The 24,278-nt window shown below is 70.1% G+C and carries 22 protein-coding genes and 1 riboswitch; of the genes, 4 read left to right on the forward strand and 18 right to left on the reverse strand.

Annotation, left to right across the window (positions count from 1 at the left end; all coding sequences use genetic code 11):
• Positions 1-304: 304 nt before the first annotated feature.
• From ACGFY9_RS42775 to ACGFY9_RS42795, 5 genes are all read right to left on the reverse strand, one after another.
• Positions 305-1,405 carry a hypothetical protein gene (locus tag ACGFY9_RS42775; protein WP_393763624.1) on the reverse strand — a complete coding sequence of 367 codons (1,101 nt, stop codon included), beginning with the start codon at positions 1,403-1,405 and terminating at the stop codon, positions 305-307.
• Between the two features lie 575 nt (positions 1,406-1,980).
• Positions 1,981-3,198 (reverse strand): acyl-CoA dehydrogenase family protein, encoded by a 1,218-nt coding sequence (locus ACGFY9_RS42780; RefSeq protein ID WP_393763626.1) that lies wholly within the window; start codon positions 3,196-3,198, stop codon positions 1,981-1,983.
• A 230-nt stretch (positions 3,199-3,428) separates the two neighbouring features.
• Positions 3,429-4,088 carry a TetR/AcrR family transcriptional regulator gene (locus tag ACGFY9_RS42785; RefSeq protein ID WP_393763628.1) on the reverse strand — a complete coding sequence of 220 codons (660 nt, stop codon included), beginning with the start codon at positions 4,086-4,088 and terminating at the stop codon, positions 3,429-3,431.
• 65 nt (positions 4,089-4,153) lie between these two features.
• Positions 4,154-4,300 (reverse strand): SCO1431 family membrane protein, encoded by a 147-nt coding sequence (locus ACGFY9_RS42790; protein ID WP_393763630.1) that lies wholly within the window; start codon positions 4,298-4,300, stop codon positions 4,154-4,156.
• A 116-nt stretch (positions 4,301-4,416) separates the two neighbouring features.
• Positions 4,417-5,814 carry a peptidase C39 family protein gene (locus tag ACGFY9_RS42795; RefSeq protein WP_393763632.1) on the reverse strand — a complete coding sequence of 466 codons (1,398 nt, stop codon included), beginning with the start codon at positions 5,812-5,814 and terminating at the stop codon, positions 4,417-4,419.
• A 235-nt stretch (positions 5,815-6,049) separates the two neighbouring features.
• On the opposite strand from ACGFY9_RS42795, the gene ACGFY9_RS42800 reads away from it, so the two are divergent.
• Positions 6,050-6,670: a uridine kinase gene (locus tag ACGFY9_RS42800; protein ID WP_393763633.1), complete on the forward strand. Its 621-nt coding sequence runs from the start codon at positions 6,050-6,052 to the stop codon at positions 6,668-6,670.
• A gap of 434 nt (positions 6,671-7,104) precedes the next feature.
• Positions 7,105-8,970, forward strand: a complete 1,866-nt coding sequence (locus tag ACGFY9_RS42805) for an AAA family ATPase (RefSeq protein WP_393763635.1) — start codon at positions 7,105-7,107, stop codon at positions 8,968-8,970.
• A 197-nt stretch (positions 8,971-9,167) separates the two neighbouring features.
• On the opposite strand, the gene ACGFY9_RS42810 is transcribed toward ACGFY9_RS42805, so the two are convergent.
• The 10 genes from ACGFY9_RS42810 to ACGFY9_RS42855 all read right to left on the reverse strand — a co-directional run bounded on the left by ACGFY9_RS42810 (position 9,168) and on the right by ACGFY9_RS42855 (position 18,414).
• The gene (locus ACGFY9_RS42810) at positions 9,168-10,238 is read right to left on the reverse strand and encodes a hemolysin family protein (protein ID WP_393763637.1); all 1,071 of its coding nucleotides are present in this window, start codon (positions 10,236-10,238) and stop codon (positions 9,168-9,170) included.
• The gene (locus tag ACGFY9_RS42815) at positions 10,235-11,569 is read right to left on the reverse strand and encodes a hemolysin family protein (protein ID WP_393763639.1); all 1,335 of its coding nucleotides are present in this window, start codon (positions 11,567-11,569) and stop codon (positions 10,235-10,237) included. The genes ACGFY9_RS42810 and ACGFY9_RS42815 overlap by 4 nt, the downstream gene beginning before the upstream one ends.
• A gap of 176 nt (positions 11,570-11,745) precedes the next feature.
• Complete coding sequence (locus ACGFY9_RS42820; protein WP_393763640.1) at positions 11,746-12,189, reverse strand: PH domain-containing protein; 444 nt, start codon at positions 12,187-12,189, stop codon at positions 11,746-11,748.
• A 26-nt stretch (positions 12,190-12,215) separates the two neighbouring features.
• Positions 12,216-13,073, reverse strand: a complete 858-nt coding sequence (hisG, locus tag ACGFY9_RS42825; RefSeq protein WP_033282334.1) for an ATP phosphoribosyltransferase — start codon at positions 13,071-13,073, stop codon at positions 12,216-12,218.
• 47 nt (positions 13,074-13,120) lie between these two features.
• Positions 13,121-13,393, reverse strand: a complete 273-nt coding sequence (locus ACGFY9_RS42830) for a phosphoribosyl-ATP diphosphatase (RefSeq protein WP_393763642.1) — start codon at positions 13,391-13,393, stop codon at positions 13,121-13,123.
• Between the two features lie 34 nt (positions 13,394-13,427).
• Positions 13,428-13,913, reverse strand: a complete 486-nt coding sequence (gene ribH, locus ACGFY9_RS42835; protein WP_019059681.1) for a 6,7-dimethyl-8-ribityllumazine synthase — start codon at positions 13,911-13,913, stop codon at positions 13,428-13,430.
• A gap of 43 nt (positions 13,914-13,956) precedes the next feature.
• Positions 13,957-15,246, reverse strand: coding sequence for a bifunctional 3,4-dihydroxy-2-butanone-4-phosphate synthase/GTP cyclohydrolase II (locus ACGFY9_RS42840; RefSeq protein ID WP_393763644.1), 1,290 nt, complete (start codon positions 15,244-15,246; stop codon positions 13,957-13,959).
• Entirely contained in the window at positions 15,243-15,887 is a 645-nt protein-coding gene (locus tag ACGFY9_RS42845) for a nicotinamide riboside transporter PnuC (RefSeq protein WP_393763645.1), read from the reverse strand. The genes ACGFY9_RS42840 and ACGFY9_RS42845 overlap by 4 nt, the downstream gene beginning before the upstream one ends.
• Positions 15,884-16,486 carry a riboflavin synthase gene (locus tag ACGFY9_RS42850; protein WP_033282331.1) on the reverse strand — a complete coding sequence of 201 codons (603 nt, stop codon included), beginning with the start codon at positions 16,484-16,486 and terminating at the stop codon, positions 15,884-15,886. The genes ACGFY9_RS42845 and ACGFY9_RS42850 overlap by 4 nt, the downstream gene beginning before the upstream one ends.
• Before the next feature lie 150 nt (positions 16,487-16,636).
• Positions 16,637-16,770: riboswitch (FMN riboswitch) on the reverse strand.
• Between the two features lie 237 nt (positions 16,771-17,007).
• A complete protein-coding gene (locus tag ACGFY9_RS42855) occupies positions 17,008-18,414 on the reverse strand; it encodes an ROK family transcriptional regulator (protein WP_393763647.1) in 1,407 nt (468 codons plus the stop codon).
• Positions 18,415-18,573: 159 nt separating this feature from the next.
• On the opposite strand from ACGFY9_RS42855, the gene ACGFY9_RS42860 reads away from it, so the two are divergent.
• Positions 18,574-19,785 (forward strand): MFS transporter, encoded by a 1,212-nt coding sequence (locus tag ACGFY9_RS42860; protein ID WP_393763649.1) that lies wholly within the window; start codon positions 18,574-18,576, stop codon positions 19,783-19,785.
• Here ACGFY9_RS42860 and ACGFY9_RS42865 read toward each other — a convergent pair.
• Complete coding sequence (locus ACGFY9_RS42865) at positions 19,745-20,203, reverse strand: acyl-CoA thioesterase (RefSeq protein ID WP_393763650.1); 459 nt, start codon at positions 20,201-20,203, stop codon at positions 19,745-19,747. The two genes, ACGFY9_RS42860 and ACGFY9_RS42865, sit on opposite strands and share 41 nt — an antisense overlap.
• A 136-nt stretch (positions 20,204-20,339) precedes the next feature.
• Positions 20,340-21,605: an alginate lyase family protein gene (locus ACGFY9_RS42870; RefSeq protein WP_393763652.1), complete on the reverse strand. Its 1,266-nt coding sequence runs from the start codon at positions 21,603-21,605 to the stop codon at positions 20,340-20,342.
• Positions 21,606-21,727: 122 nt separating this feature from the next.
• On the opposite strand from ACGFY9_RS42870, the gene ACGFY9_RS42875 reads away from it, so the two are divergent.
• Positions 21,728-23,128, forward strand: coding sequence for a uracil-xanthine permease family protein (locus tag ACGFY9_RS42875; protein WP_393763654.1), 1,401 nt, complete (start codon positions 21,728-21,730; stop codon positions 23,126-23,128).
• Here the strand turns inward: ACGFY9_RS42875 and ACGFY9_RS42880 are convergent.
• Entirely contained in the window at positions 23,110-24,228 is a 1,119-nt protein-coding gene (locus tag ACGFY9_RS42880; RefSeq protein WP_393763814.1) for a glycoside hydrolase family 6 protein, read from the reverse strand. The genes ACGFY9_RS42875 and ACGFY9_RS42880 overlap by 19 nt on opposite strands.
• Between the last annotated feature and the right edge of the window lie 50 nt (positions 24,229-24,278).

A 24,278-nucleotide genomic window follows, 5' to 3' on the forward strand; every position in this document is an offset into this window, starting at 1 on the left:
TCCCTTGCCGTGCTGCCGAGCCGAAGCCGGTAAAACCGACGAGCGCGGCACCGGAAAAGCGGGAATCGCACCACACCGTCCGACGACAGACGAGTCCCTCCGGGGCACGGGTGGTCGTGCACGCGCGGGGCGCCGTCGCCATGTCTCAACTCCCTTGCCGTGCTGCCGAGCCGAAGCCGGTAAAACCGACGAGCGCGGCACCGGAAAAGCGGGAATCGCACCACACCGTCCGACGACAGACGAGTTTCTCCGGGGCACGGGTGGTCGTGCGCGAGCGAGGCGCCGTCGCCATGTCTCAACTCCCCTAAGGTGCGACCGAGTCGAAGCCGGTGAAGCCGCTCGGGTCGTGGCGGCCGAAGGAGCCGTGTTCGAAGATGCCGTGGCCGATCTGGCCGTCCAGGCGGAAGCGGGCCGCGTGATCCGTGACGCCGTAGGCGGCGAGCGGGGTGGGTCGGGTGAGGTCGTAGGTGCGGCGGTCGGTCCAGGCGCGGCCGCGCCAGGTGCCGTGCTGCCAGTCGTCGGCGGGTGGGTAGCCGGCGCCGATCGCGAGGGGTGAGGAGGTCAGGATCTCCACGTCGAGTTCCTGCGGTTTGCGTGCGTCGCCGAGATGGACCAGGGCGCGCTCGGGGTGGCGGGTGCCGGAGCGGTAGGTGATCTCGGCCCGGGGCCAGCCGAGTTGGCGGTCGCGGTGGCCGGGGCGGACGACGGTCGCCTCGTTCAGGGTGCGGTAGCCGTCGGCGTCCTCCTGGACGATGACCATGAGGAAGCGGTCCTCGAAGCGGACCGGGCACCAGATCCAGTGGAAGCCCTCGGTGGGGTGGTCCTCGGCGAGCCGGCCGCCCTCCTCACCGGAGATGGGCCGCACGCCCCAACTCCGGTCACGGGTACCGGTCCAGCCGCCTGCGGAGACCCGGAACTCCTCGTCGCCGGCGCGGATCACGCCCTCCACACCGCCCGCCTGGACGAAGCGGCGCCCTTCGAGAGTGAGGCGGTCGCCGCGGTACTGGACGTGATGGGGTTCCCAGAGGGCGGGGAACTCCGCTGTCCAAGTGAGGTCGTACGAGAGGGAGTTGTCCTCGCAGCGGAGGCGGAGGCGGTGCAGCGGCTCCTCCACTTCGATGCGCAGCGGGCCCACGGCGAGGTGCATGCGGTCGTCGCCGAGGGCGTCCGAGGCGCGGACCGCGTGGAGTTCGTCTCCGGTGCGGAGGGTCGCGTAGGCGTCGATCACCCCGACGTTGGGGTAGACGCCGAGGCCGAGGATGAGCAGGGCGCGGCCCTCGTGGTCGAACACGTGGAAGATGCAGCGGTCGTAGGCGTTCCGGTCGCCGGTCGCGACGTGCTTCATCGACAGGGGCACCTGGTGCACGGGGTACTCGTCGAGGGGCACGGGACGGTCGTCTGCCACGGCTAACCTCCCCTGGGGACAGTGGAGGTGACGGTACGTCAGGTGACGTGTGGTCGCCATAGCCGTGACCTGTACTCCGGTGAACTCACGCTCGATTACCGGAGCCGGTGACTTGTCGACATGCCCTTCCGTTGCCTCGGTATGACCCCCACATATGCGCCGACCGGGCGTCAGCGCCGGATCTTCGTCCCCGTAGCCGCAGAATCGGTTCCCCCGGCGCCGCCGCAGCCCCAGGATCCGCCCATCTACCGTGATCTGATCCGGAGTTGGGCCGACCGGGGCCGCACCCTGCCGGGACGTCACGACCCGGAGTGGGCGCGGCTGGCGGCGCCGCCGGCAGGGTCCGCCCGGTGGGTCAGGTCGGAGGGGACCGACGGCGCCTAATCGGCGACGGGGTACTCCCGCACGAGGTTGTTCACGCCAGGGACGCCGGCAGCCGGCGGCTCGGGCCGCAGACGCGTGCCACCCTCCCCCGCGTCGTCGGCCCCTGGGCGGAGCAGTCCGGAGAGGGCGCGGCGAAGGCGCGGGAGCCGGGCGTCGCGTCGCGGCCCGAGGCTCAGGACAGACCTCCGGTGTCAGCCGGTTCGGTGGGCTTCTGGACCCGCCAAGTGGCGGGCGATGACCATCCGTTGGATCTGGTTCGTGCCCTCGACGATCTGCAGGACCTTGGCCTCGCGCATGTAACGCTCGACCGGGAAGTCCGCGGTGTAGCCGTAGCCGCCGAGGACCTGGACGGCGTCGATGGTGGCCTTCATCGCGGTGTCGGTGCAGTGCAGTTTGGCCATGGCGGCCTGCTTGGCGAACGGGCGGCCCGCGTCGCGCAGCCGTGCCGCCGCGAGGTAGAGGGCGCGGCCCGCCTCGATCTGGGTGGCCATGTCGGCGAGCATGAAGCGCAGACCCTGGAAGTCGGAGATCGGGCGCCCGAACTGCTGCCGGCCGCTCGCGTAGGCCACCGCCTCGTCAAGTGCCGCCTGGGCCAGGCCGATCGCGCAGGCCGCGATGCCGAGCCGGCCGGAGTCCAGCGCGGACAGGGCGATCGCGAAGCCCTGGCCCTCCTCGCCGAGGCGGCGCTCGTCGGGGACCCGGACGCCGTCGAAGTGGACCTGGGCGGTGGGCGAGCCCTTCATGCCCATCTTCTTCTCCGGTGCCGCGCCGCTCAGACCGGCCGCGTCACCGGGCACCAGGAAAGCGCTGATCCCGCGCGCGCCGTCCTCGCCGGTGCGGGCCATGACCGTGTAGAAGTCGGCGATGCCGCCGTGGGTGATCCAGGCCTTGGTGCCGTCGATCACCCAGTCTCCCCCAGTCTCGGCTTCGCTCGACCGGGAGGGGCCCCCATCGTCCCTGACCGCTTTTGTGCGCAGGGAGGCCGCGTCGGAGCCGGAGGAGGGTTCGGAGAGGCAGTAGGCGCCGAGGAGTCCGCCGCCGAGCATCGCGGGCAGGTGCTCGACCTGCTGCTGCTTGGTGCCGTAGTTGGCCAGCGCGTGGCAGGAGAGGGAGTGGACGCTGACGCCGAGGCCGACCGTGAGGCGGGCCGCCGCGAGTTCTTCGAGGACCTGGAGGTAGACCTCGTACGGCTGGTCGCCGCCGCCGTACTCGGAGTCGTACGGGAGGCCGAGCAGTCCCGACCGGGAGAGGAGGGTGAAGACCTCGCGTGGGAAGATTCCGGCGTCCTCTTCCTCGGCCGCCCTCGGGGCGATCTCACGCTGCGCGATGTCGCGGGCCAGCGAGATCAGATCCCGGGCCTCGTCCGTGGGCAGTTGCCGGTCCACCGGCTGCGGGGCTCGGTCGGGCATGGCGACGCTCTCCTCCCTGTCGGGCACATCGGCGGGCGTACGCCTGGGGTCGAGGCGACGTGGCCGGGTACCGCACGGATGCGGCCGCTGCTCCTACTCCCGGGTCTCGGAAGCGGCTGACCAGCGGCTCTGCGCTGTGAGTATGCCCGATCGGAGGTCTCGCGTCACCAGTTAACGACCGCTTACTTCAAGAATAGCCCGGTCGTCCGGAACTGGCCGGAAACGCTGATTCAGGCGTCCCTGCGGGCGGGCGGCGGCGCCGGGTGGGCGGGGTCCAGTTCCTCGATGGCGCGCAGGGTGCCGCCGAGGGTCTTCACGAGGATTTCGCGCATCGTCTCGCGGGAAAGGTCGGAGGTGCTGATCCACTCAAGGGTCGCGCCCTCGACGCTGCACACCCAGCCGAATAGGCCCATGCGTGCGATCCGAGAGATGTCGTTACGGCCGTACGCCCCGTCGGCGATGGTCGCGACGATCGCCGCGCGCACCCCGTCGCGGATGGCGTGCACCTCGGTGTCGAAGCCGACGCCGCCGCTCACGATCGTGCGGTACGCGGCCTGGTTGTGCTCGGCCCAGCGCAGATAGCTGTCCATCGTCCGCTGTACGCGGTCCAGTTGGGGCAGTTCGAGACCGCTCGCCGCGAAGTTCACCAGGTCGGCGACCGAGTCGTTGATGATCGCCAGGTAGTAGCCGCGCTTGGACTGGAAGTAGTAGTAGATCAGCCCTTTGGCGACATGCGCCTGCCGCGCGATGTCGTCCATGGACAGCGCGTCGTAGGACGTGTCGGCGAACAACTTCCGGCCGATGGTGATGAGTTCGGCGCGGCGCGCCAAGGAACGCTCGGTACCGCGCGCCCTGGGACGTGGGACGTCACGCTGCTGACTGATTTCCAATTTCGACTCTGGCTCTCCAACTGGGCTGGGTCAACCGCAGTATGGCAGGTCGCGTATGGGTCAGGTCACAGCAGGCCGATTTGGGTCACAAGCATCGCGATCACCACGACAAGGGTCCAGCCCACGATGTGCTCGACGATCTTCGGACCGTCGCCCCTGGGGCCGCCGGTGCGGGTACGGGTGCGGGCGGCGCTGGCTGAGTGTGCGGTCATGGTGGCTCGCAGAGGTCGGATGTGCGGTGGACTCCCCCGTTCTGTCCACCTTGCCATCCCTGTCAGGTTTTGCGCCGGAGACCTTGGTCACAGGGACCTCGGTCTCCGGCACAAGGTCAGCGCACGCCCACCGCCGCGAGGGCCTTGCGCTGGCGGGCGGTCGGGTGCGCGGGGAAGTAGAGGTAACAGACGCCGCCGGTACCGGAGGAGAGCTTGCCGGAGGCGTTGTACCGCTTGGTGCGCAGCCAGATGTTCTCCCACTCGCGCCGGTTGTAGACGCGGCGGACGGCCGGATCGCTGGGCGAGTTGGGGTCGTTGGCGATCACGTCGCCGTCGGCGGTGAAGCCGATCACGGTCATCAGGTGGCCGGAGGTGCCGTAGCCCGCGCCGGTCAGTTCGCTGCTGAGGAAGGACTGGGACGTTATGGCCGGGATGCCCGCCGCGATCAGCGTCTCCAGGTCGCCGAGCGAGCCGAGCCGGGTGACCACGCCCTGGAGGTCCTTGTACGTGGCCGCGTAGGCGGCGTTGAACGGCCAGTTGCCGCAGCCCTGGTACTGGTAGTCGTAGGTGAAGCGGGCCGCGTTGTCGACCTGCGGGTCGGCGTAGGTCGGGTCGACCCAGGCGAGTTGCTCCGGGGTGAGCCGGCCGCCCCAGTACTCGATGATCATCTGCGAGGAGGTGGGGCTGCACCAGGCCTCGCCGCCGTTGTCGTACTCCGGGTACTGGCCGACGTGGATCTCCTGCGAGTACCGCGGGACAATCAACTCCTGGGCCAGGCCCGGAGTTGACGCCGGGACCGTGAACCGGTCCGGGACGTCGGAGCCCATCGCGCCGAGCCGCCACACGGTGGGGGTGAGCTTGGTGCCGGGCTTGCGGTAGAGGGTCAGACGGAGTCGGTACGACGCGAGGCGCAGCCCTGTCGTGGCGTCGTCGATCGCGAAGGTGTCCGTCCAGATCGTGGACTTGCCGTCCGTCTGGTCGTCGACGGAGGTCCGCTTGATGTCCTGGTCGCCGGCCGCCCAGCGGCCCATCACGTACCAGGGGGTGTCCGTGCCGTCGGAGTACGTGCCGTGCAGCTCGATCTGGATCCAGGTGCCGGCCGGGGTGTCCGCGTTCCAGGAGGCGATGGTCTCCGTCGCCGGGACGGAGAGCTTGTGGACGGGGGACGTCCAGGTCGCGTACTCCCAGTTGGCGGTCTTGCCGGTGTGCGGGTCCGCGTAGTCGACGCGGCCGATGGCGGCGCCGATCGCGAGGCCCGGGCGGGGGCCCGCGACGGCCCGGGTGCCCTGGGCGGCGCCGCGGCGCCAGTCGGCGTAGGTGGTCCAGGCGTGGTTGTCGACCGTCGGGGTTCCCTCGCGGGGCCGCGCGTCGAGAAGCGTCGGCGCCCGGTCGGAGTCGGCGGTGTCGGTGGCGGTCGCGGTGTCGGCGGCCGCGGGGCCCGTACCGGCGACCACCGCGGCGGCGACCGCGGCGGCCAGGACGGTTCTGCGGGACGGCTGTTCGGCTCTGCTCATGGGCGGAAGACCCCCGGTGTTCCGAGTCGGGACAGATCCAGTCGGGACAGATCCAATGGACGACTGTGCGCCCACTATGAACACACAGGGCACTCCGCTGCCAGCACTTCGAACCTCGCCACACCCACCAATATTGGTATCGACCAGTGGTATGAGCTGGGGCGGGAGCCACCGCTCCCTACACTGTCCCGGTGACCTGCGGCATCACCCGCCCCACGACCTCCCGGGACCAGCCATGCGCGACCTCGCCCACCGTCTGAGCCGGCTGCCACCGTCCTGCGGCCTGGTCCGGCTCGTCGGCGTCGACGGGCACGCGGGGTCCGGAAAGTCCACGTTCGCCGGGCAGTTGGCCGAGGCCCTGGGCGGCGCCCCCGTCCTGCACCTGGACGATCTCGCGACCCACGACGAACTGTTCGGCTGGACCGGCCGCCTGCTGAGCCAGGTGATCACTCCCCTCAGCCTCGGCAAGACCGCCCACTACGCCCCCTACGACTGGCACGCCCGCCGCTTCGCCGCGCCCCGCGCGCTGCCGCCCGCGCCCGTGGTCCTCGTCGAGGGCGTCGGCGCCGGACGCCGGGCGGTGCGCCCGTTCCTCGCGGGGCTGCTGTGGATGGAACTGCCCCGGGAGGAGTCCTGGGCACGGGGTCGACAGCGGGACGGGGCGGAGCAGCGGGACTTCTGGGACGGGTGGGTCGAGGCGGAACACGAACACTTCGCCAAAGACCCTTCGCGCCCCCACGCGGACTTCCTGGTACGGCAGTTGGGAAAGGGATACGAGGTGCTCGCGGGGCCCTCAGGGACGGTTGGACCGGACCATGAGGTCACCCACGGTGACGGACCGCCCGCAGTGTGCTGAACTTGTGAAGACCCTTTCACTCGAACTTGCTTGAGTGCCTCAACTCGGCTTGACCCAGGGGCCGTACAGGTCTTACGTTCTGAATGTGCGGCCGGTTCGAAGCCGCCCAGAGTCGCGAAGCCCCCGGTTGTTCCCCCGTGATCGGGGGCTTCGTTCTGCTCCCAGCACGTTTTCCGGCCGCTACGAGCCGTGATTTGCTCACCCTGGGTCACCGTCCTGAGTGCGCCCCATCTGCTCCCACCTCGTCAAACGGCCTGTGCGGCACCCTTCGATGGGCGACTGCCCCGCAGGTACGATGCCCAGGGTGCGACCGACGGACGGCTGCTTCGCGCACCACGGCAACTCCCGTCCGCGGCACAGCGGTTCGACCCAGACTGCCGACGGGCGCCGGCCCGGCGGTGAATCAACGGGGGCACGGTTTGTGGGGGGACGTGATGGACTTCGGCACGCAGGGCCCCGAGGCCCCGGCCGACCTCGCGTGGCTGCGAGGCGTGGACGCCTACACGATGGGCGCTTATCCGCAGGCGGAGGAGGAGTTCCGCACCGCGGTACGGATGGATCCCGGGATGGCCGACGGCTGGCTCGGACTGCACGCGCTGCGCGTCGACACGACGACCGCGCTGCTGCGGATGTACCGGCACCGGGAACGCTTCGGGGAACAGCGCACCAGGCACCGCCGTACGCTCAACTCCTGGTACTGGCTGGGCTGGTGGGTGCAGCCCGTGCTGGAGAGCCCGCGAGATCTGCTGCTCGCGCACGCCTCGCACTGGCTGGACGGCCGCCATGTGCCGGAGCTGGACCGGGCGTTGGCGGGACTGCCGCCCGTGGACACCGACCACCAGGTCCGCTTCCTGCACGCGTGCCGCGCCTATCTGGTCAAGGACTGGGAGCAGCTGGTCCGGCACACGGATCCGCTGATCAACGACCAACTCCTGGGCATCGAGGCGGGGTTGTTCGGCGGGATGGCCCGGGTGCGGCTGGAGATGTACGGCCAGGCCGAGCCGCTCCTCTCCTCAGCGCTGATGCGCTGTCGCAGCGAGCAGCCACAGCGCAAGGAGTTGCGGTACTGGCTGGCGCGGGCCCACGAGGGCACCGGCCGTAGCGCCGCCGCGCTCCCCCTGTACCGGGCGGTGCACCGCGTCGACCCCGCGTTCATGGACACCTCGGCGCGGCTCGCGGCGATCACCGACTCCGACGGGTACGACGGCTCCGAGGACGTGACCGACCTCGCGGCGATCACGCTCTCCGGCGGGCAGGACGCGCTGGAGGGGCCGGACGGGCTCGATCCGCTGTTCGGCGCGGAGGGGCGGGATCTGAAGCTTTCGGAGCCCGGTCTTCCGCCGACCGGGCCGTTGCCCGCCGCGGGCGACTCCGTGCGGGAGAAGACCTCCAATCCGGTGCTGCCGCTGCCCACGGGGCCCACCGATCCCGTCTTACTGGAGGAGGCGCTCAACGAGCTGGAGCGCATGGTGGGGCTGGAGCCGGTCAAGCGCCAAGTCAAGGCGCTGTCCGCCCAGTTGAACATGGCGCGGCTGCGGGCCGGGCAGGGGCTGCCGGTTCAGCCGCCGAAACGGCACTTCGTCTTCTCCGGGCCCTCGGGTACCGGCAAGACCACCGTGGCTCGCATCCTCGGGCGGGTCTTCTACGCCCTCGGGCTGCTGGGCGGGGACCATCTCGTCGAGGCCCAGCGGGCCGATCTGGTCGGTGAGTACCTCGGCCAAACGGCCGTGAAAGCGAACGAGTTGATCGACTCCGCGATCGGTGGCGTCCTCTTCGTCGACGAGGCGTACTCGCTCTCCAACTCCGGTTACGGCAAGGGCGATGCGTACGGTGACGAGGCCTTGCAGGTGCTGTTGAAGCGGGCCGAGGACAATCGCGACCACCTCGTGGTGATCCTGGCGGGCTATCCGGAGGGCATGGACCGGCTGCTGGCCGCCAACCCCGGGCTGTCGTCCCGCTTCACGACTCGCGTCGACTTTCCTTCGTACCGGCCGCTTGAACTCACGTCCATCGGTGAGGTGTTGGCGGCGGAGAACGGTGACGTGTGGGACGAGGAGGCGCTGGACGAGCTGCGGTCGATCGCCGGGCACGTTGTCGACCAGGGGTGGATCGACGAGCTCGGGAACGGGCGGTTCCTGCGGACGCTGTACGAGAAGAGCTGTGCGTATCGGGATCTGCGGTTGTCCGTGTATCCCGGGACGTTGTCGCGGGATGATCTGTCGACTCTGCGGTTGCCGGATCTGATGCAGGCGTATGGCGAGGTGTTGTCCGGGCGGGGGCCGGGGCCTGCCGGGATGTGAGCGGGGCGCACTGGGTCGGTTGGATCTGTTGTGTCGCGGCTGCGGGTGCGTTGTGGCTGGTCGCGCAGTTCCCCGCGCCCCTTGGGTGGGCACGGGGAACCGGCGTTAGCCAGGCGCCGCCTGCTTCAGGCCCTCTCAGGCCCCAGCCAGGCGCCGCCGGCTTGAGTTCCCAGGCCGGACACCGCCTGCATCAGTCCTCAACTAGGCACCGCCTGCTTCAGTTCTGCCGTCCTCGGCTGTGTCGGTACCTCTCGGTGGGCCGGGTCAGTGACCTCGCCCACCAACAGCTCCAGCACATCCTCCAGGGCGACCAGCCCCAGCACTTTGCCGGAGGCGTCCGCCACCTGGGCCAAGTGGGTTGCCGCGCGGCGCATGACCGTCAGGGCGTCGTCCAGGGGGAGTTCGGCCCGGAGTGTTGTCATGGGGCGCCAGATCTGTTGGGGGACCGCCCGCTCGGATTCCTCCAGGTCCAGGACGTCCTTGACGTGGAGGTAGCCCATGAAGGCGCCCGTCACCGCCGCGATGGGGAAGCGGGAGTAGCCGGTACGGGCCGTGAGGGCGACGATCTCGCCCGGGGTCACCGAAGGGCTGACCGTCACCAGGTCCTCGCGGCGGAGGAGTACGTCGGTGACCGGGCGGGAGCCCAACTCCAGGGCGTCTTCCAGGCGTTCCTGTTCTTCGGGGTCGAGGAGGCCGGCTTGGCCCGAGTCCTCCACCAGGCGGTTGAGCTGTTCGCTGGTGAAGACGGCCTCGACCTCGTCCTTGGGTTCGACGTGGAAGAGGCGCAGGATGCCCTGGGCGACGGCGCCGAGGGCCACGGTGATCGGCCTGCAGACGCGGGCGAAGGCGACCAGGCCGGGGCTGAGCCACATCGCGGCCTTCTCCGGCGCGGCCATCGCGAGGTTCTTCGGGACCATCTCGCCGATGACGAGGTGGAAGAAGACGACCGCCGCGAGCGCGAGGATGTAGCCGAGGGGGTGGATCATGCCCTCGGGCAGGTGCATCCACTCGAAGACCGGCTCCAGAACGTGTGCGACGGTCGGCTCGGCGACCGCGCCCAGCGTCAACGAGCAGACGGTGATGCCGAATTGGGCCGCCGCCATCATCTGCGGCAGCCGCTCAAGGCCGTAGAGGACCTGTCGGGCCCGGGCGGTGTTGAGGGGTTCGATCTGGCTGCGGCGGACGGAGACGAGGGCGAACTCGGCGCCGACGAAGAAGCCGTTGGCGAGCACCAGCAGGACGGCGAAGAGGAGTTGGAGGACGGTCATCGGGCCGCCTCCATCACGTTCACGGCGGGAGTCGTGCGGACCAGGCGGACGCGTTCGGCTCGGTAGTGGCCCACCTGGCGTACCGAGAGGCGCCAGCCCGGGAGTTCGGCCTTGTCGCCGGGGGCGGGAATGCGGCCGAGGAGGTCGGCGACGAGTCCGGCCACCGTCTCGTACGGGCCCTCGGGGACGTCCAGGCCTATGCGTTGGAGGATGTCGACGCGGCAGCTGCCGTCGGCGTCCCAGGCCGGCTTGCCGTCCTCGGGCGGGGCGGCGGCGAGTTCGGGGACGTCCTGGTCGTCGTGTTCGTCGCGGACCTCGCCGACGAGTTCCTCGACGATGTCCTCCAGGGTGACCACTCCCGCCGTACCGCCGTACTCGTCGACGACCACGGCGATGGGCTGTTCGCTGCGCAGCCGGGCCAGCAACGGTTGCACGGGCAGGGTCTCGGGGACCAGCACCGGGGACTTGGCGATGCTGGTGACGGAGGTGCGCAGGCGGTCGTGCGAGGGAACGGCCAGCGCGTCCTTGAGGTGGACCATGCCGACGATCTCGTCGATCTTCTCGCGGTAGACGGGGAAGCGGGACAGACCGGTGGCGCGGGTCAGGTTGACCACGTCCTCGGCGGTCGCCGACGACTGCAGCGCGCTGACCTTCACGCGCGGGGTCATGACGTGCTGCGCGGTCAACTCGCCCAGCGACAGCGTCCGTACGAAGAGATCGGCGGTGTCCTGCTCCAGCGTGCCGGCCTGCGCCGAGTGCCGGGCCAGGGAGACGAGTTCGCCGGGGGTGCGGGCCGAGGCCAGCTCCTCGGTGGGCTCGACGCCCAGCGCGCGGACGAGCTTGTTGGCGACGGTGTTCAGCGCGGCGATCACCGGGCGGAACAGGCGGGCGAAAGTGTGCTGTGGTGCGGCGACGAAGCGTGCGACCTGGAGCGGTCGCGACACCGCCCAGTTCTTGGGCACGAGCTCGCCGATCACCATCTGCACGGCGGAGGCCAGCAGCATGCCGACGACCACGGCGACGCCGGAGACGGCGCCCTCGGGGATGCCGATCGCGCTGAACGGGCCGTGCAGCAGCTCCGCGAGGGCCGGTTCGGCGAGCATGCCGACGACCAGGGAGGTGATGGTGATGCCGAGCTGGGTGCCGGAGAGCTGGAAGGACAGCTCCTTGAGCGACTCGACGACCGTGGCGGCCCGTCGGTCGCCCTCGGCGGCGGCCTTCTCGGCCTCGGGACGCTCCACGGTGACGAGTCCGAACTCGGCCGCGACGAAGAAGCCGTTGGCCAGAATCAGCAGCATCGCCCCTCCGAGGAGCAACAAGGGGATGGTCATGCCGCCGCCTCGATATGTCGGGAGGGGGCGGCGCAGGTACTACAGGACGATCCGTCCATCGCTGGAGGGAGTCACTCCTCGGGTCGCAGGGGGCCTCTGAAGACAGGGGGGAACATCGGTGGCGGAGGCGAGAAGGAAAAACGCCACCGACAACAGATTAATCAAGACATGGCCCTCTACGGCAGATCCCTCAGCGACCGGTCCTCGGCGAGCGCCCGCAGACTGCGCGCGTCGGCGATGGCCCGCTGCTTGGCGATACCGGGCTGGATGCCGAGCACGGGCAGGCTGGTGCCGTCGCTGAGATTGAGGAAGACCCAGGGGTCGCCGGGGCGCAGATTCACCTGGAGGATCTCGGCCCACGCCAGCCGGCGCCTGCTGACGATGTTCACGACGGTGACACCGGACTCGTCGGCGACGACCTTCACGCGCGCGAGGAGGGCCAGCACGGCGAAGAGGAGGGCTCCGGTGAGGACGAAGCTGAGCTTCTCCCCCGGGGTGAGCTGCTCCAGGAGCATCGCGACGGTCGTGATGACGACGAAGATTGCGATGCCCGCGGTGAGCAGCACGGCACGGGTGCGGCCAGGCCGGAACGTGACCGGCAGGGCGGGGAGTTCGGACATGATCGGCGTGATCCTCGGCGTGTTCCTCAGAGACGGCAGGCGTGGATGGCCGTCGTCAGGATGGCCCGGGCGCCGATGTCGTACAGGTCGTCCATGATCCGCTGCGCCTCCTTGGCGGGGACCATCGCGCGGACGGCGACCCAGCCCTCGTTGTGCAGCGGGGAGACGGTCGGGGACTCCAGGCCGGGGGTGAGCGCGACGGCCTTCTCCAGCTGCTCGACCCGGCAGTCGTAGTCCATCATCACGTACGTCCGGGCGACCAGGACGCCCTGGAGGCGGCGCAGGAACTGCTGGACCTTGGGCTCGGCGGTGTCGTCGGTCTCGCCGCCCGTACGGCGGATGACGACGGCCTCGGACTTCATGATCGGGTCGCCGAAGACCTCAAGTCCCGCGTTGCGCAAGGACGTTCCGGTCTCGACGACGTCCGCGATGACCTCGGCGACGCCGAGTTCGATGGCGGTCTCGACGGCTCCGTCGAGGTGGACGACGGAGGCGTCGACGCCGTTGTCCGCGAGGTACTTGGCGACGATGCCCTCGTACGAGGTGGCGACCGTCTTGCCCTTGAGGTCCGCGAGGGTGTTCGCGGCGCCCGGCTTGGAGGCGAAGCGGAACGTGGAGCGGGCGAAGCCGAGCGGGAGGATCGGCTCGGCGCTCGCGCCGGAGTCGATCAGCAGGTCACGGCCGGTGATGCCGATGTCGAGGCGGCCGGAGGAGACGTAGATCGCGATGTCGCGGGGGCGGAGGTAGAAGAACTCGACCTCGTTGACCGGGTCGACGATCCGCAGTTCCTTGGACTCCCGGCGCTGCTGGTAGCCGGCCTCATGCAGCATGTCCGCCGCAGGTCCTGACAGGGAACCCTTGTTGGGGACGGCGATGCGCAGCATGAGGTCGGCTTCCTTCGCGTGAAATGGGGTGAGTGTCGGAACTGGGTTTACAGGTGGGCGTAGACGTCGTCCAGCGAGATTCCGCGGGCGACCATCATCACCTGGACGTGGTAGAGCAGCTGCGAGATCTCCTCGGCGGCCGCCTCCTTGCCCTCGTACTCGGCGGCCATCCATACTTCGGCGGCCTCTTCCACGACCTTCTTGCCGATGGCGTGGACGCCCTTGCCGACCAGTTCTGCGGTGCGGGAAGTGGCGGGGTCGCCGCTGGCGGCCTTCTGCTGGAGCTCGGTGAACAGCTCCTCGAACGTCTTATTGGACATGATGCCGTCCACCCTATGGCAAACAATCGTGGGCTTAACGCCACGGTTCAGATACTGAGCGGAGCGTGGCCGCCGTCGCGACGGCCGCGGTCACCGCCTCGTGCCCCTTGTCCTCGTTCGAGCCTTCCAGGCCGGCCCGGTCGAGGGCCTGCTCCTCGGTGTCGCAGGTCAGGACGCCCATGCCGACGGGGACGCCGGTCTCGACCGAGACCTGGGTAAGGCCCTGGACCACGCCCTGGCACACGTACTCGAAGTGCGGGGTGCCGCCCCGGATGACGACACCGAGGGCGACGATCGCGTCGTAGCCCCGGCCCGCCAACACCTTTGCCACGACCGGGAGTTCCCAGCTGCCGGGGACCCGGAGCAGGGTCGGCTCGTCGATCCCCAGGTCGTGCAGGGCGCGCAGGGCGCCGTCCACCAGACCGTCCATCACCTTTTCGTGCCACTGTGCCGCGATGACGGCGACCCGCAGGTCTCCGACGTTGCGTACGGACAGTTCCGGTGCGCCCTTGCCGCTCACGTTCTCTTGTCTCCTAGAAGTGCGATGAAGTGCGACTGCTCGACTACTGGTTGCCGCAGGTGGACACGGGGGCCGTGTCCAGCCAGGGCAGGTCGTGCCCCATCCGGTCCCGCTTGGTGCGCAGGTAGCGGAGGTTGTGCTCGCCCGCCTGTATCGGCATCGGCTCGCGGCCGGTGACCTTGAGGCCGTGCCGGACGAGCGCGTCGGTCTTGTCGGGGTTGTTGGTCATCAGGCGCAGGCTGCGGACGCCGAGGTCCTCCAGGATCTGCGCGCCGGCGCCGTAGTCCCGGGCGTCGGCGGGCAGGCCGAGCTCCAGGTTGGCGTCGAGGGTGTCGCGGCCGCGCTCCTGGAGTTCGTACGCCCGGAGCTTGGAGAGCAGGCCGATGCCGCGCCCCTCGTGGCCGCGCAGGTAGACGACCACTCCCCTGCCCTCCTCCTGGATGCGCTCCAGGGAGGCCTCCAGCTGGGGACCGCAGTCGCAGCGCAGGGAGTGGAAGACGTCGCCGGTGAGGCACTCGGAGTGGACGCGGACGAGGACGTCCTCGCCGTCGCCGATCTCGCCGTGGACGAGGGCGACGTGCTCGACGCCGTCCACGGTGGAGCGGTAGCCGTAGGCCGTGAACTGGCCGTGGCGGGTGGGGAGTTGGACCTCGGCCTCGCGGCGGACGGTGGGTTCGGCGGTCTGCCGGTAGGTGATCAGGTCCTCGATGGAGATGATCGTCAGGCCGTGCTTGCGGGCGAAGGGGATCAGTTCGGGGAGGCGGAGCATACGGCCGTCCTCGCCCGCGATCTCGACGATCGCGCCGGCCGGGCGCAGGCCCGCGAGGCGGGCGAGGTCGACGGCGGCCTCGGTGTGGCCGTTGCGGACCAGCACGCCGCCGGAGCGGGCGCGCAGCGGGAAGATGTGGCCGGGGCGGACGAGGTCGTCGGCCTGGGCGTTGCCGCTCGCGAGGACCTGAAGCGTGGTCGCGCGGTCGGAGGCCGAGATACCGGTGGTCACCCCGTGAACGGCGGATGCGTCCACGGAGACTGTGAACGCGGTTTTCATCGACTCTGTGTTGTCCTCGACCATCTGCGGGAGCCGGAGCCGGTCCAGTTCGTCCCCCTCCATGGGGGCGCAGATCAGGCCGCGGCACTCGCTCATCATGAACGCGATGATCTCAGGGGTCGCCTTCTCGGCGGCGATGACGAGGTCGCCCTCGTTCTCGCGGTCCTCGTCGTCGACGACCACGACGGGGCGGCCGGCCGCTATGTCCGCGACGGCCTGCTCGACCGGGTCGAGGGAGAAGTCCTCGAAACCGTCGGTGCTGTACAGGATCGGTGCCGCTGTCATGCCGGCGCTCCTTCCAGGACGGGCTGCGGGGTCTTGCGGGAGCGCAGCCACCAGTCGCGCATGCCCCACAGGACGAGTGCGCCGTAGATGACGTAGACGAAGCCGGAGAACGCGAAGCCGTTGGCGAAGTTGAGGGGGACGCCGACGAGGTCGACGAGGAGCCAGGCGAACCAGAACTCGACCATGCCGCGGGCCTGGGCGTACATCGCGACGACGGTGCCGACGAAGATGTAGGCGTCGGGCCACGGGTCCCAGGAAAGGGACGGGTACGCCTTGAAGAGGGCCGCTACCGCTACGGTCCCGACGGCGGCGGAGCCGGCCAGGATCGCGCGCTCGCGCCAGGTGGCGAAGCGGGGGGTGATGTGGCCGTCGGCGGAGCCGTCCCCGCCCCGGTTCCACTGCCACCAGCCGTAGACCGCGACGACCATGACGACGACCTGCTTGCCGGCGCTGCCGGAGAGGTGGGCGGTGGCGAACGCGGCGAAGAGGATCACGCCGGAGACGAACTGGGTGGGCCAGCTCCAGATGGACCGCCGCCAGCCGAAGGCGAGGCCGATCAGTCCGATGACGTTGCCGATCATGTCCGACCACTTGATGTGCTGGCCGAACAGGACGAAGGCCTCGGAGTTGAGCCAGTTCACGGGGTCACCTCACGCGCGCCCATCAGCCGCTCCACGTACTTGGCGATGACGTCGACCTCAAGGTTGACCGGGTCGCCGGGCTGCTTGAGGCCGAGCGTGGTCAGACCGAGGGTGGTGGGGATGAGGCTGACGGTGAAGTAGTCCGGGCCCGCGTCGACGACGGTGAGGCTGATGCCGTCGACGGTGATGGAGCCCTTCTCGACGACGTAGCGCGTGAGGTCGGCCGGGAGCGAGATCTTGACGATCTCCCAGTTCTCGGACGGCTTGCGCTCGATCACCTCGCCGGTGCCGTCGACGTGCCCCTGCACGATGTGGCCGCCGAGGCGGGCGCCGAGAGCCATGGGGCGTTCGAGGTTGACGCGGGAGCCGACGGCGAGGACGCCGAGGCTGGAGCGGTTCAGGGTCTCGGCCATGACGTCGGCGGTGAACTCGTCACCCTCGTGCTCGACGACGGTGAGACAGACGCCGTTCACGGCGATGGAGTCGCCGTGCTTCGCGCCCTCGGTGACGATGGGGCCGCGCAGACGAAAGCGGGAGGCGTCGTCGAGACTCTCGACGGCGGTGACCTCACCCAGCTCTTCGACGATTCCGGTGAACACTTCCCGGGTCCTCCTGCCTCATAGGGCACGGACTCCGGGGCCTGTCGAAGACGACAGAAAGAAACGAACGGAAGCACCTTGAGCGACGCCGGACAGAACCCGTCCACATCAGGACGAGCCGATACGGCGGCGCGCACGAATGCCCGCCCGCCGCGCACTGCCTCCCATCCGGACTTTAACCGTCGGTCCAGGAATTCCACCTGGTCAACCGGCCGCTGAACAACACGGACGGGTCGCGGACTGTAACCGCCGGTTCGGACTTTCACCGACCCCGGAGTGCGCTGCTTCTGGTACACGGCCAGTGTGCCACGCCCGGCAAGGGTCCATCCAGGTGAAGGGTGTGGGCTGGCTCACAGACAGTGCCGCTGGACTTCTCAAGCGGCCCCTACCTGCTGGATCATCTGGTCTAGTCCTTTTCGGATCTCCGGAGGGGACTCCCCTGGACCGGTCCGGCGGTGGTGACGACGGCCCTTGCCCACCGCCGGGCCACTCAGGCCAGGTGCGACCGCGCGCCCGGCCGACTATCCGAACAACTCGCCCTGCGCGCCGTCCTGAGCGGTCAGCAGCGCGCCGCGCAGCACGGCGGCGCCGCCGAGGACGCTCGGGCGCACCTCCGCGGGCAACGGGGACATGCGGACGATCCGCTCGGCGACCCGTACGGCGAGTTCGTCACCGCCGGCCTGCCCGACCTCGCCGCCGAGGACCACACACCCGGGGTCCAGCAGCGCGACGACCGAAGCGACCCCGAGGGCGAGGCGGTCGGCGAGGGCGTCCAGGAAGCGGGCGGCGGAGGTATTGCGGGGGCCGGTGTCCCGCAGGGGGTTCGCCCGACCGGCGTCGACGCTCGCGTCCGGGTCGTTCCCGGCGTCGGCACCGACGCCCGAGTCACCTACATCGGGGACACCCTCGGCATCGACGCCCGAGTCACCCACATCGGGGGCGTCCTCGGCACCGACGCCCGACTCACCCACATCGGGGGCGTCCTCGACATCGACGCCCGCGTCACCCCCGACGCCGATACCGCCCACCTCCGCGACAGCCCACCGCACCACCCCCGCCGCACCGGCCCCCTCCCCCGCACCGTCGGCGCCCGACACCCCGCGTTCCCGGGCCAGTTCAAGCACCGCTCCCGCGCCCGCCAGCGAGTGGAAACCCCCTTCGCAGTCCGTCGATGAAGGGAGCCCCCGCGTCCCCGGCACGGGAAGAAAGCCGAGCTCGCCCGCACCCCCCGACGCACCCCTGCGCAACGTCCCGTCCAAGACCACCGCCGCACCGATCCCCATCCCCAGCCACAGCAGCACGAACGTGTCCCGGTCGTGGGCCGCCCCGTCGCGCTGCTCCGCCAGCGCCGCGAGGTTGGTCTCGTTCTCGACGACGATGCGGGTGTCGGGGAGGCGTTCGTGGAGGGCGGCGACCAGGCGGCGGTGCCAGGCGGGAAGGCCGGTCGTGTTGCGGAGTTCGCCGGTGATCGGGTCGATGAGGCCGGGGGCGCCGACGCACACCGTGTGGAGGTGTTCCGCGCCCGCCTCCTTCGCCGCGCGTTCCACCAGCGCCACGGCCTGTTCGACCGCCGGGCCCGTGCCCGAGTCGTCGTCGATCGGTACCGACGCCTCCGCGAGCACCCGGCCGACCAGGTCGGAGACGAGCACGGAGACGCCCTCCAGGCGGACGTCCAGCGCGGCCAGGTACGCGCGGTTGCCGACGATGCCGTACAACCGGGCGTTCGGGCCGCGCCGTTGCTCCCCGGATTCGCCGACCATCTCGATCAGTCCGGAGGCCGTGAGGCGTTCGACGAGGTCGGCGACGGTCGGCCGGGAGAGTCCGGTGAGCTGCTTCAACTGCCCTGCCGTCAGCGGGCCTTCCTGCTGCAGCAGTCGCAGGGCGAGCCGGTCGTTGATGGCCCGGGCGGTGCTCGGGGATGCGGGCATGCCGGGAATCCTCCCAGATCGAGGGGGTGCGGCGGGCGGCCGGTAATTCTCTTTCTATCAGGCAGGGTTCCTGATAGTTTACCCGGCGCGAGCGGGACGAGAACACGCGAGCAGGGACTTTGACGGCGGCGGGGACGCGCACAGCAGGAGGGGCCGACAATGAGCGAAGTGGTCTACGACCGACACGAGGTGAAGCGTGCCCGGTACGCCGTGGCGGCCGTCTTCGCCGTGCACGGCGCGGTCACCGGCTCGTTCGCGACCCGGGTGCCGTGGATCCAGGAGCACGCGCACGTCGCCGCCGGCTGGCTCGGGTTCGCCCTCGCCTTCGGGGCGTTCGGCGCCTCCTGCTCGATGCCGCTGGCCGGCTGGATCACCCACCGCTTCGGCAGTCGTACGGCACTGCGCGGCCTGATCGCCATGTGGACCATGTCCCTGGTGCTGCCCTCCCTCGCGCCGAACCTCGTCACCTTGTGCCTGGCGATGTTCACGTACGGCGCGAGCGCGGGCATGGCCGATGTCGCGATGAACGCGCTCGGCGTCGAGATCGAGCGTCTCCTCGACAAGTCGATCATGTCGGGGCTGCACGGCATGTGGAGCGCGGGCGCCCTGATCGGTTCGGCGGGCGGCACCCTCGCCGCGCACCTCGGTTCGGACGCGCGCGTGCACCACCTCATCGCGGCCGCGGTTCTCACCGTGCTGGGCGTGACCGCCTGCCACTGGGTGCTCGACATCCCCCCGGGCGAGAAGGAGGAGGCGCCACCCCGGTTCACGCTGCCGCCCAGGTCCGCGCTGCTCATCGGCGCGGTCGGCTTCTGCGCGGTGTTCGCGGAGGGGGCGAGCCTGGACTGGTCGGCGGTGTTCCTGAAGGACCAGTTGGGCACGTCGGCCGGGCTCGCGGCGGCCTCGACGACCGGCTTCATGCTGACGATGGCGGTGGCCCGGCTGGTGGGCGACGGGGTCGTCAACCGCTTCGGCTCGGTACGCACGGTCCGCGCGGGCGGGGTGCTGTCCGTGTTCGGCGGGCTGCTGATCGTCCTCGCGGAGAACCCCGCGCTGACGATGGTCGGCTTCGCGCTGCTCGGTCTGGGCATCGCCGTCGTCGTCCCGCTCTGCTTCGCGGCGGCGGGCCGCAGCGGTCCCAACCCGAGCCAGGCCATCGCGGGCGTCGCGACGATCACCTACACCTCGGGGCTGGTCGCGCCGAGCCTGATCGGCGGAGTGGCGCAGGCGACGAGCCTGGTCGTGTCGTTCTGCCTGGTCACGGTGTTGGCGGGCGGCCTCGTGGTCTTCGCCGGCGTGCTCCGCGCCGGGGACCGCGACCGCCCGAAGGTCAGCCCGCCGAGCGCAGCAGTGTCCGGCCCACGGCCCTGAACCCCTCACTCCAGGGCGCGGGCCGCAACGTCCCCGCGTCCAGCCGGACCAGGACCCGAGTGCCGGTCGCGTACGTCGTCGATCCGTCCACCGAGCAGAACCGGAAGCCGTACGTCAGTCCCGTCGTCCCCAGCCGGTCGAGCCAGAGGTGCACGGCGTACGCACCCGGCCTGGTGACCGGTGCCTCGTAGCTGATCAGCAGTTCCTTCACCACGTTGCAGGCGTCACCGGCGCTCGCCCAGTCGCCGTCGAAGCGGACCCCGTGCCCCTGCCACAGCTCGGTCCAGGCCCGCTCGACGAGGAGCGGGTAACGGGCGTTGTGCAGCATGCCGAGTGCGTCGAGGTCGTCGAAGTGCACGGTGACGGCGACGAGTTGGCCGTGGGACAGGACGGTGGCGGGCGGGCTTTCGACGGTCACGGCGGGACTCCCGAGCGGTGCTGGTGGGGCGGTGGAGACTGTGGGGACGCCCCATTCTAAGCGACCGCTCAGGAGCCCCTGTTCGGGAAGGCCCTGGTCAGACGGGCCTACGAGGGCGGCCTAAGGGGTGAGCCGGTCAACCGGCGATCGAGTCCAGCTGCTCGGCCGCCGGACGCAGCGCCCACAGGTCACCGCCGGGGGGCGCCTCCAGCTTCGGTACGGCGGCCTTCGCCTTCGCGTCCCCCGCGTCGGCCGCCGCGTGGACGACGTCGCTCGCCGCGTACCGGTAGAACTCCAGCTCCGGATGCGACCACGCGGCGGCCCCGGTCGCGGCGGGCAGCAGATAGTCCACCGCCTTCAACAGGCCCTGCCCGTCCGGCCCTTGATAGGTCCACAGGTTCACGCCCACGTGCCGGCCGATGGCCGCGAGCCGGGTGTACGCGACCAGGTCGAAGGTCGAGTAGTGCCAACTCCGCGTCCGCGCAAGCTCCTGCGGCTGGCTCCCGTCGCCCGCGATCTGCGGGTCGATGCGCTTGGCGCGCGCGTCCAGCACGGTTCGCCTGGCCAGCGCCGTGTCGCCGGTAGCGTAGGCGAGGGCGGCCAACTCCATGTCGTAGAAGGTGCCGTGGTTGTTCGCGGCGGCGCCCTCCTCCTTGCCGAAGGCGCTGTTCTTCAGCCAGCCGAGGAACTCGGAGTTCCAACTGGCCATCGCCGTACGGTCGTTCCTCGTCCAGCCGGGGGCACCGGTGCTGAGGATCGCGATGGCGTCCACGACGCTGGTGTACGACTGGGAGAAGTCGATGATGCCGATGGCGCGGCCGTCGTACTTGCACGGGATGAACTGGGCGTGGTCCAGGTTGGGGTTCATCTTCGTGGCCGGGTCGAGGAACCAGGTGCGCAGGACCTGGTCGGCCTGCTGCGCGTAGCGCTTGTCGCCGGTGTAGTACCAGGCGAGCGCGAGGTCGTACGTCGAGTCGAAGACCTTCTCGACGTCCTGGCGGTCGGTTCCCGTGTCGACCTCGGGGTTGCGTTGCCCGTCGCGCTGGACGTACGGGCAGCCCCAGGGGTTGTCGGCGGTCGGGGTGGTCGTGGGCCACCAGTAGGGCGCCTGGCTCAGGTAGTCGTGAACGTCCCCGCCGGGGGCGGGATTTGGTTTGTCCACGACCGTCCAGGGGCCCTGGTGCAGCCAGTTGTCGGCGCGGGTCGTCAACTGCTTGAGCACCCGTCCGAGTTGGGGATCGCCGCGGTCCAGGCGGAGCTTGGTCTGTTGGAGGCGGGTGCCGTCGAGGACGGCGGTGCGAGGGACGGCGGGTGCCGTGCGCGCGGAGGCGGAGGGGACGAACACGGCTGTCAGCGTTGCCGCGGCCACCAGCAGAACACTCAGTCGGGGTCTTCTACTCACCGATCAACTCCGATCAGATATATGAACGCAGTTCATGAGTGGAACCGTGCGAGCGTAGAACCACCAGGTAGCCGTGACAATGGTCCGGACCGATTTCACGTACAGAGAAAGCGAACCCCACCATGGACCTCGGCGTGCGCTGGAAGCTGCACGGTGACGGGCGGACGCCCGCGCCCGGAGCGGTCGTCCGCCCCGACGAACGGCTCTCCTGGCCGCGCACGTTCGGGCTCGGCGCCCAGCATGTGGTGGCGATGTTCGGGGCGTCCTTCGTGGCGCCCGTGCTGATGGGCCTGGACCCCAATCTCGCGATCATGATGTCCGGCGTCGCGACCGTGATCTTCCTGCTCGCCACCAGGGGCCGGGTGCCCAGCTATCTCGGCTGTTCGCTGTCCTTCGTGGGTGTGGCCGCGGTGATCCGCGCGCAGGGCGGGACCAGTGCGACGGTGACCGGCGCGGTGTTCGTCGTCGGGGTCGTGCTGTTCCTGGCCGGTGTCGCCGTGCAGCGGTTCGGGGCGCGGATCATCCACGCCGCGATGCCGCCGATCGTCACCGGCGCGGTGGTGATGCTGATCGGCTTCAACCTCGCCCCGGTGACCGCCGCGACGTACTGGCCCCAGGATCAGTGGACGGCTCTGCTGGTCATGGCGTTCACCGGTCTGGCCGTCGTCTGTCTGCATGGTTTCTTCTCACGCGTCGCGATCTTCCTGGGCCTGGTCTTCGGCTACGGCATCTCCTGGGCGTTCGACCGGATCTTCGGCCGCATCCACTCGATGAGCGCGAGCGGCGAGGTCACCGACCACTGGCGGCTGAACCTCTCCGCCGTCGGCAAGGCCGACTGGGTCGGGTTGCCGTCCTTCCACGGACCGTCCTTCCAGTGGTCGGCGATCCTGGTCGCGCTGCCGGTGGTGATCGCGCTGGTCGCCGAGAACGCCGGGCACGTCAAGGCAGTCGGGGAGATGACCGGCGACCCGCTGGACGACAAACTCGGCACGGCGATCTCGGCGGACGGTGTCGCCTCGATGCTGTCGACCGCCGTCGGCGGCCCGCCCAACACCACCTACTCCGAGAACATCGGCGTGATGGCCGCGACCCGCGTCTACTCCACCGCCGCCTACTGGGCCGCCGCCGGCTTCGCGCTCCTCTTCGGCCTCTGCCCCAAGTTCGGCGCGATCGTGGCCGCGATCCCGGGCGGGGTACTCGGCGGGATCACCGTCATCCTGTACGGCATGATCGGCCTTCTCGGCGCGCAGATCTGGCTCAACTCCGGTGTGGACCTGCGCAATCCGCTGAACCTGGTACCGGCCGCGGCGGGCATCATCATCGGCGTCGGCGGGGCCACCATCAAGTTCACCGACAACTTCACGCTCAGCGGTATCGCGCTGGGCACGCTCGTCGTCATCACCGGCTACCACGCCCTGCGCTTCCTCGCGCCCGCCCACCTCAAGACGGACCGACCGCTGCTGGACGAGGGGACGTCGTCGTACGACTCACCGGGCGAGACCGGTCAGCGCGCCAAGTCGTAGGCGTACGACGCCGTGAACGTGCCGGCCTCACCCCTGCAACCGTCCGACTCCCCCGGCAACTTGACCCACAGATAGCCGTCGATCCGCGCCTCCCCGGTGTCGAGAGTTGGCGCCCGGCCGATCTTCCGGCCCGCCGGGTCGCACCACTGGCCGTCGGCCGGGGCGCCGTTGCCGTTGCGGCTGGTGTCGATGACCGCGCCGAGACCCGCGGGGCCGCCGAGGGCGTCCAGGACCTGACGGTCGTAGGCGATCTCGGCCGAAGTGGCGTGGAAATTCGAGACGTTGCTGAAGATCCCGTCGGAGGAGTCGGCGGAGGCCGCGCCCGCCTGCTTCAGCAGGGCCGCCTGCTGTGCGGCCGGGTTCCAGTCGGAGTGGCCCGCGTCGTAGTACACCCGGGCCTTCGGGTCGGCGGCCTTCAGGACGCGGCCCGCCCGGGCCAACGCCTCGAAGCGGTCGGCGCGTTGGGTCTCGGAGAGACAGTCGGCCTGGGCTATCGCGTCGGGTTCGAGGACGACCACGACCTCCCTTGATCCCAGCCCCGCCGCGAAATCGTCGATCCAGCCGTCGTACGCGTCGAAGTCCTGCGCCCCGCCCTCGGACGCCCCACCACAGTCGCGGTCCGGGATCGCGTACGGCACGACGACCGGCACCCGGCCCTGCGCCGCCGCCCCCGAAGTGACCGCGCGGACCCGGGAGGTGATCGTCGACGGCGTGAAGTCGGCGAACCACACCGCCGCCGGCTGATCGGCGATCCGGGACTCTATGACCTCGGTACGGGGGTCGTCGGGGTGGTCGCGGACCCAGTCGAGGACCTGGGACTCGGGGTGGCGGTAGAGGCTCGGGGAGACGGCCGCCGACTGCTTCTTGCCGGTCTTCGCAGGAGAGGGCGCGGTGCTCCTCTTCGGCTTGGCCGAGGCGGACGCGGAGGAACTCACCTTTGTGGACACGGCAGTTGACGGTACGTCAGGCAGCGGAACCAGCAGCGTCGCGCCGGTCCCATCGGGCCTCGCCGTGTTCGCACCGCGCTCGTCGTCCAGCGCGTTGATCATCCCGGTCACGGTGCCGACCGCGACCACGACCGACGCGGCCACGACCAGCACGCTCCGCCGGGCGACCCGCCCGCGCCGCCGGACACGTGAACCTGACACGC

Source organism: Streptomyces sp. NPDC048504 (genome assembly GCF_043200035.1).
GTDB lineage: Bacteria > Actinomycetota > Actinomycetes > Streptomycetales > Streptomycetaceae > Streptomyces.

Bases quoted from the DNA above. Each gene is read 5' to 3' on its own strand.
- ACGFY9_RS42790 (WP_393763630.1), bottom strand. From the start codon at position 4,300: ATGACCGCACACTCAGCCAGCGCCGCCCGCACCCGTACCCGCACCGGC.
- ACGFY9_RS42820 (WP_393763640.1), bottom strand. From the start codon at position 12,189: ATGTCCGAACTCCCCGCCCTGCCGGTCACGTTCCGGCCTGGCCGCACC.
- ACGFY9_RS42780 (WP_393763626.1), bottom strand. From the start codon at position 3,198: ATGCCCGACCGAGCCCCGCAGCCGGTGGACCGGCAACTGCCCACGGAC.
- ACGFY9_RS42815 (WP_393763639.1), bottom strand. From the start codon at position 11,569: ATGACCATCCCCTTGTTGCTCCTCGGAGGGGCGATGCTGCTGATTCTG.
- ACGFY9_RS42800 (WP_393763633.1), top strand. From the start codon at position 6,050: ATGCGCGACCTCGCCCACCGTCTGAGCCGGCTGCCACCGTCCTGCGGC.
- ACGFY9_RS42855 (WP_393763647.1), bottom strand. From the start codon at position 18,414: ATGCCCGCATCCCCGAGCACCGCCCGGGCCATCAACGACCGGCTCGCC.
- ACGFY9_RS42840 (WP_393763644.1), bottom strand. From the start codon at position 15,246: ATGACAGCGGCACCGATCCTGTACAGCACCGACGGTTTCGAGGACTTC.
- ACGFY9_RS42805 (WP_393763635.1), top strand. From the start codon at position 7,105: ATGGACTTCGGCACGCAGGGCCCCGAGGCCCCGGCCGACCTCGCGTGG.
- ACGFY9_RS42830 (WP_393763642.1), bottom strand. From the start codon at position 13,393: ATGTCCAATAAGACGTTCGAGGAGCTGTTCACCGAGCTCCAGCAGAAG.
- ACGFY9_RS42860 (WP_393763649.1), top strand. From the start codon at position 18,574: ATGAGCGAAGTGGTCTACGACCGACACGAGGTGAAGCGTGCCCGGTAC.
- ACGFY9_RS42875 (WP_393763654.1), top strand. From the start codon at position 21,728: ATGGACCTCGGCGTGCGCTGGAAGCTGCACGGTGACGGGCGGACGCCC.
- hisG (WP_033282334.1), bottom strand. From the start codon at position 13,073: ATGCTGCGCATCGCCGTCCCCAACAAGGGTTCCCTGTCAGGACCTGCG.
- ACGFY9_RS42810 (WP_393763637.1), bottom strand. From the start codon at position 10,238: ATGACCGTCCTCCAACTCCTCTTCGCCGTCCTGCTGGTGCTCGCCAAC.
- ACGFY9_RS42795 (WP_393763632.1), bottom strand. From the start codon at position 5,814: ATGAGCAGAGCCGAACAGCCGTCCCGCAGAACCGTCCTGGCCGCCGCG.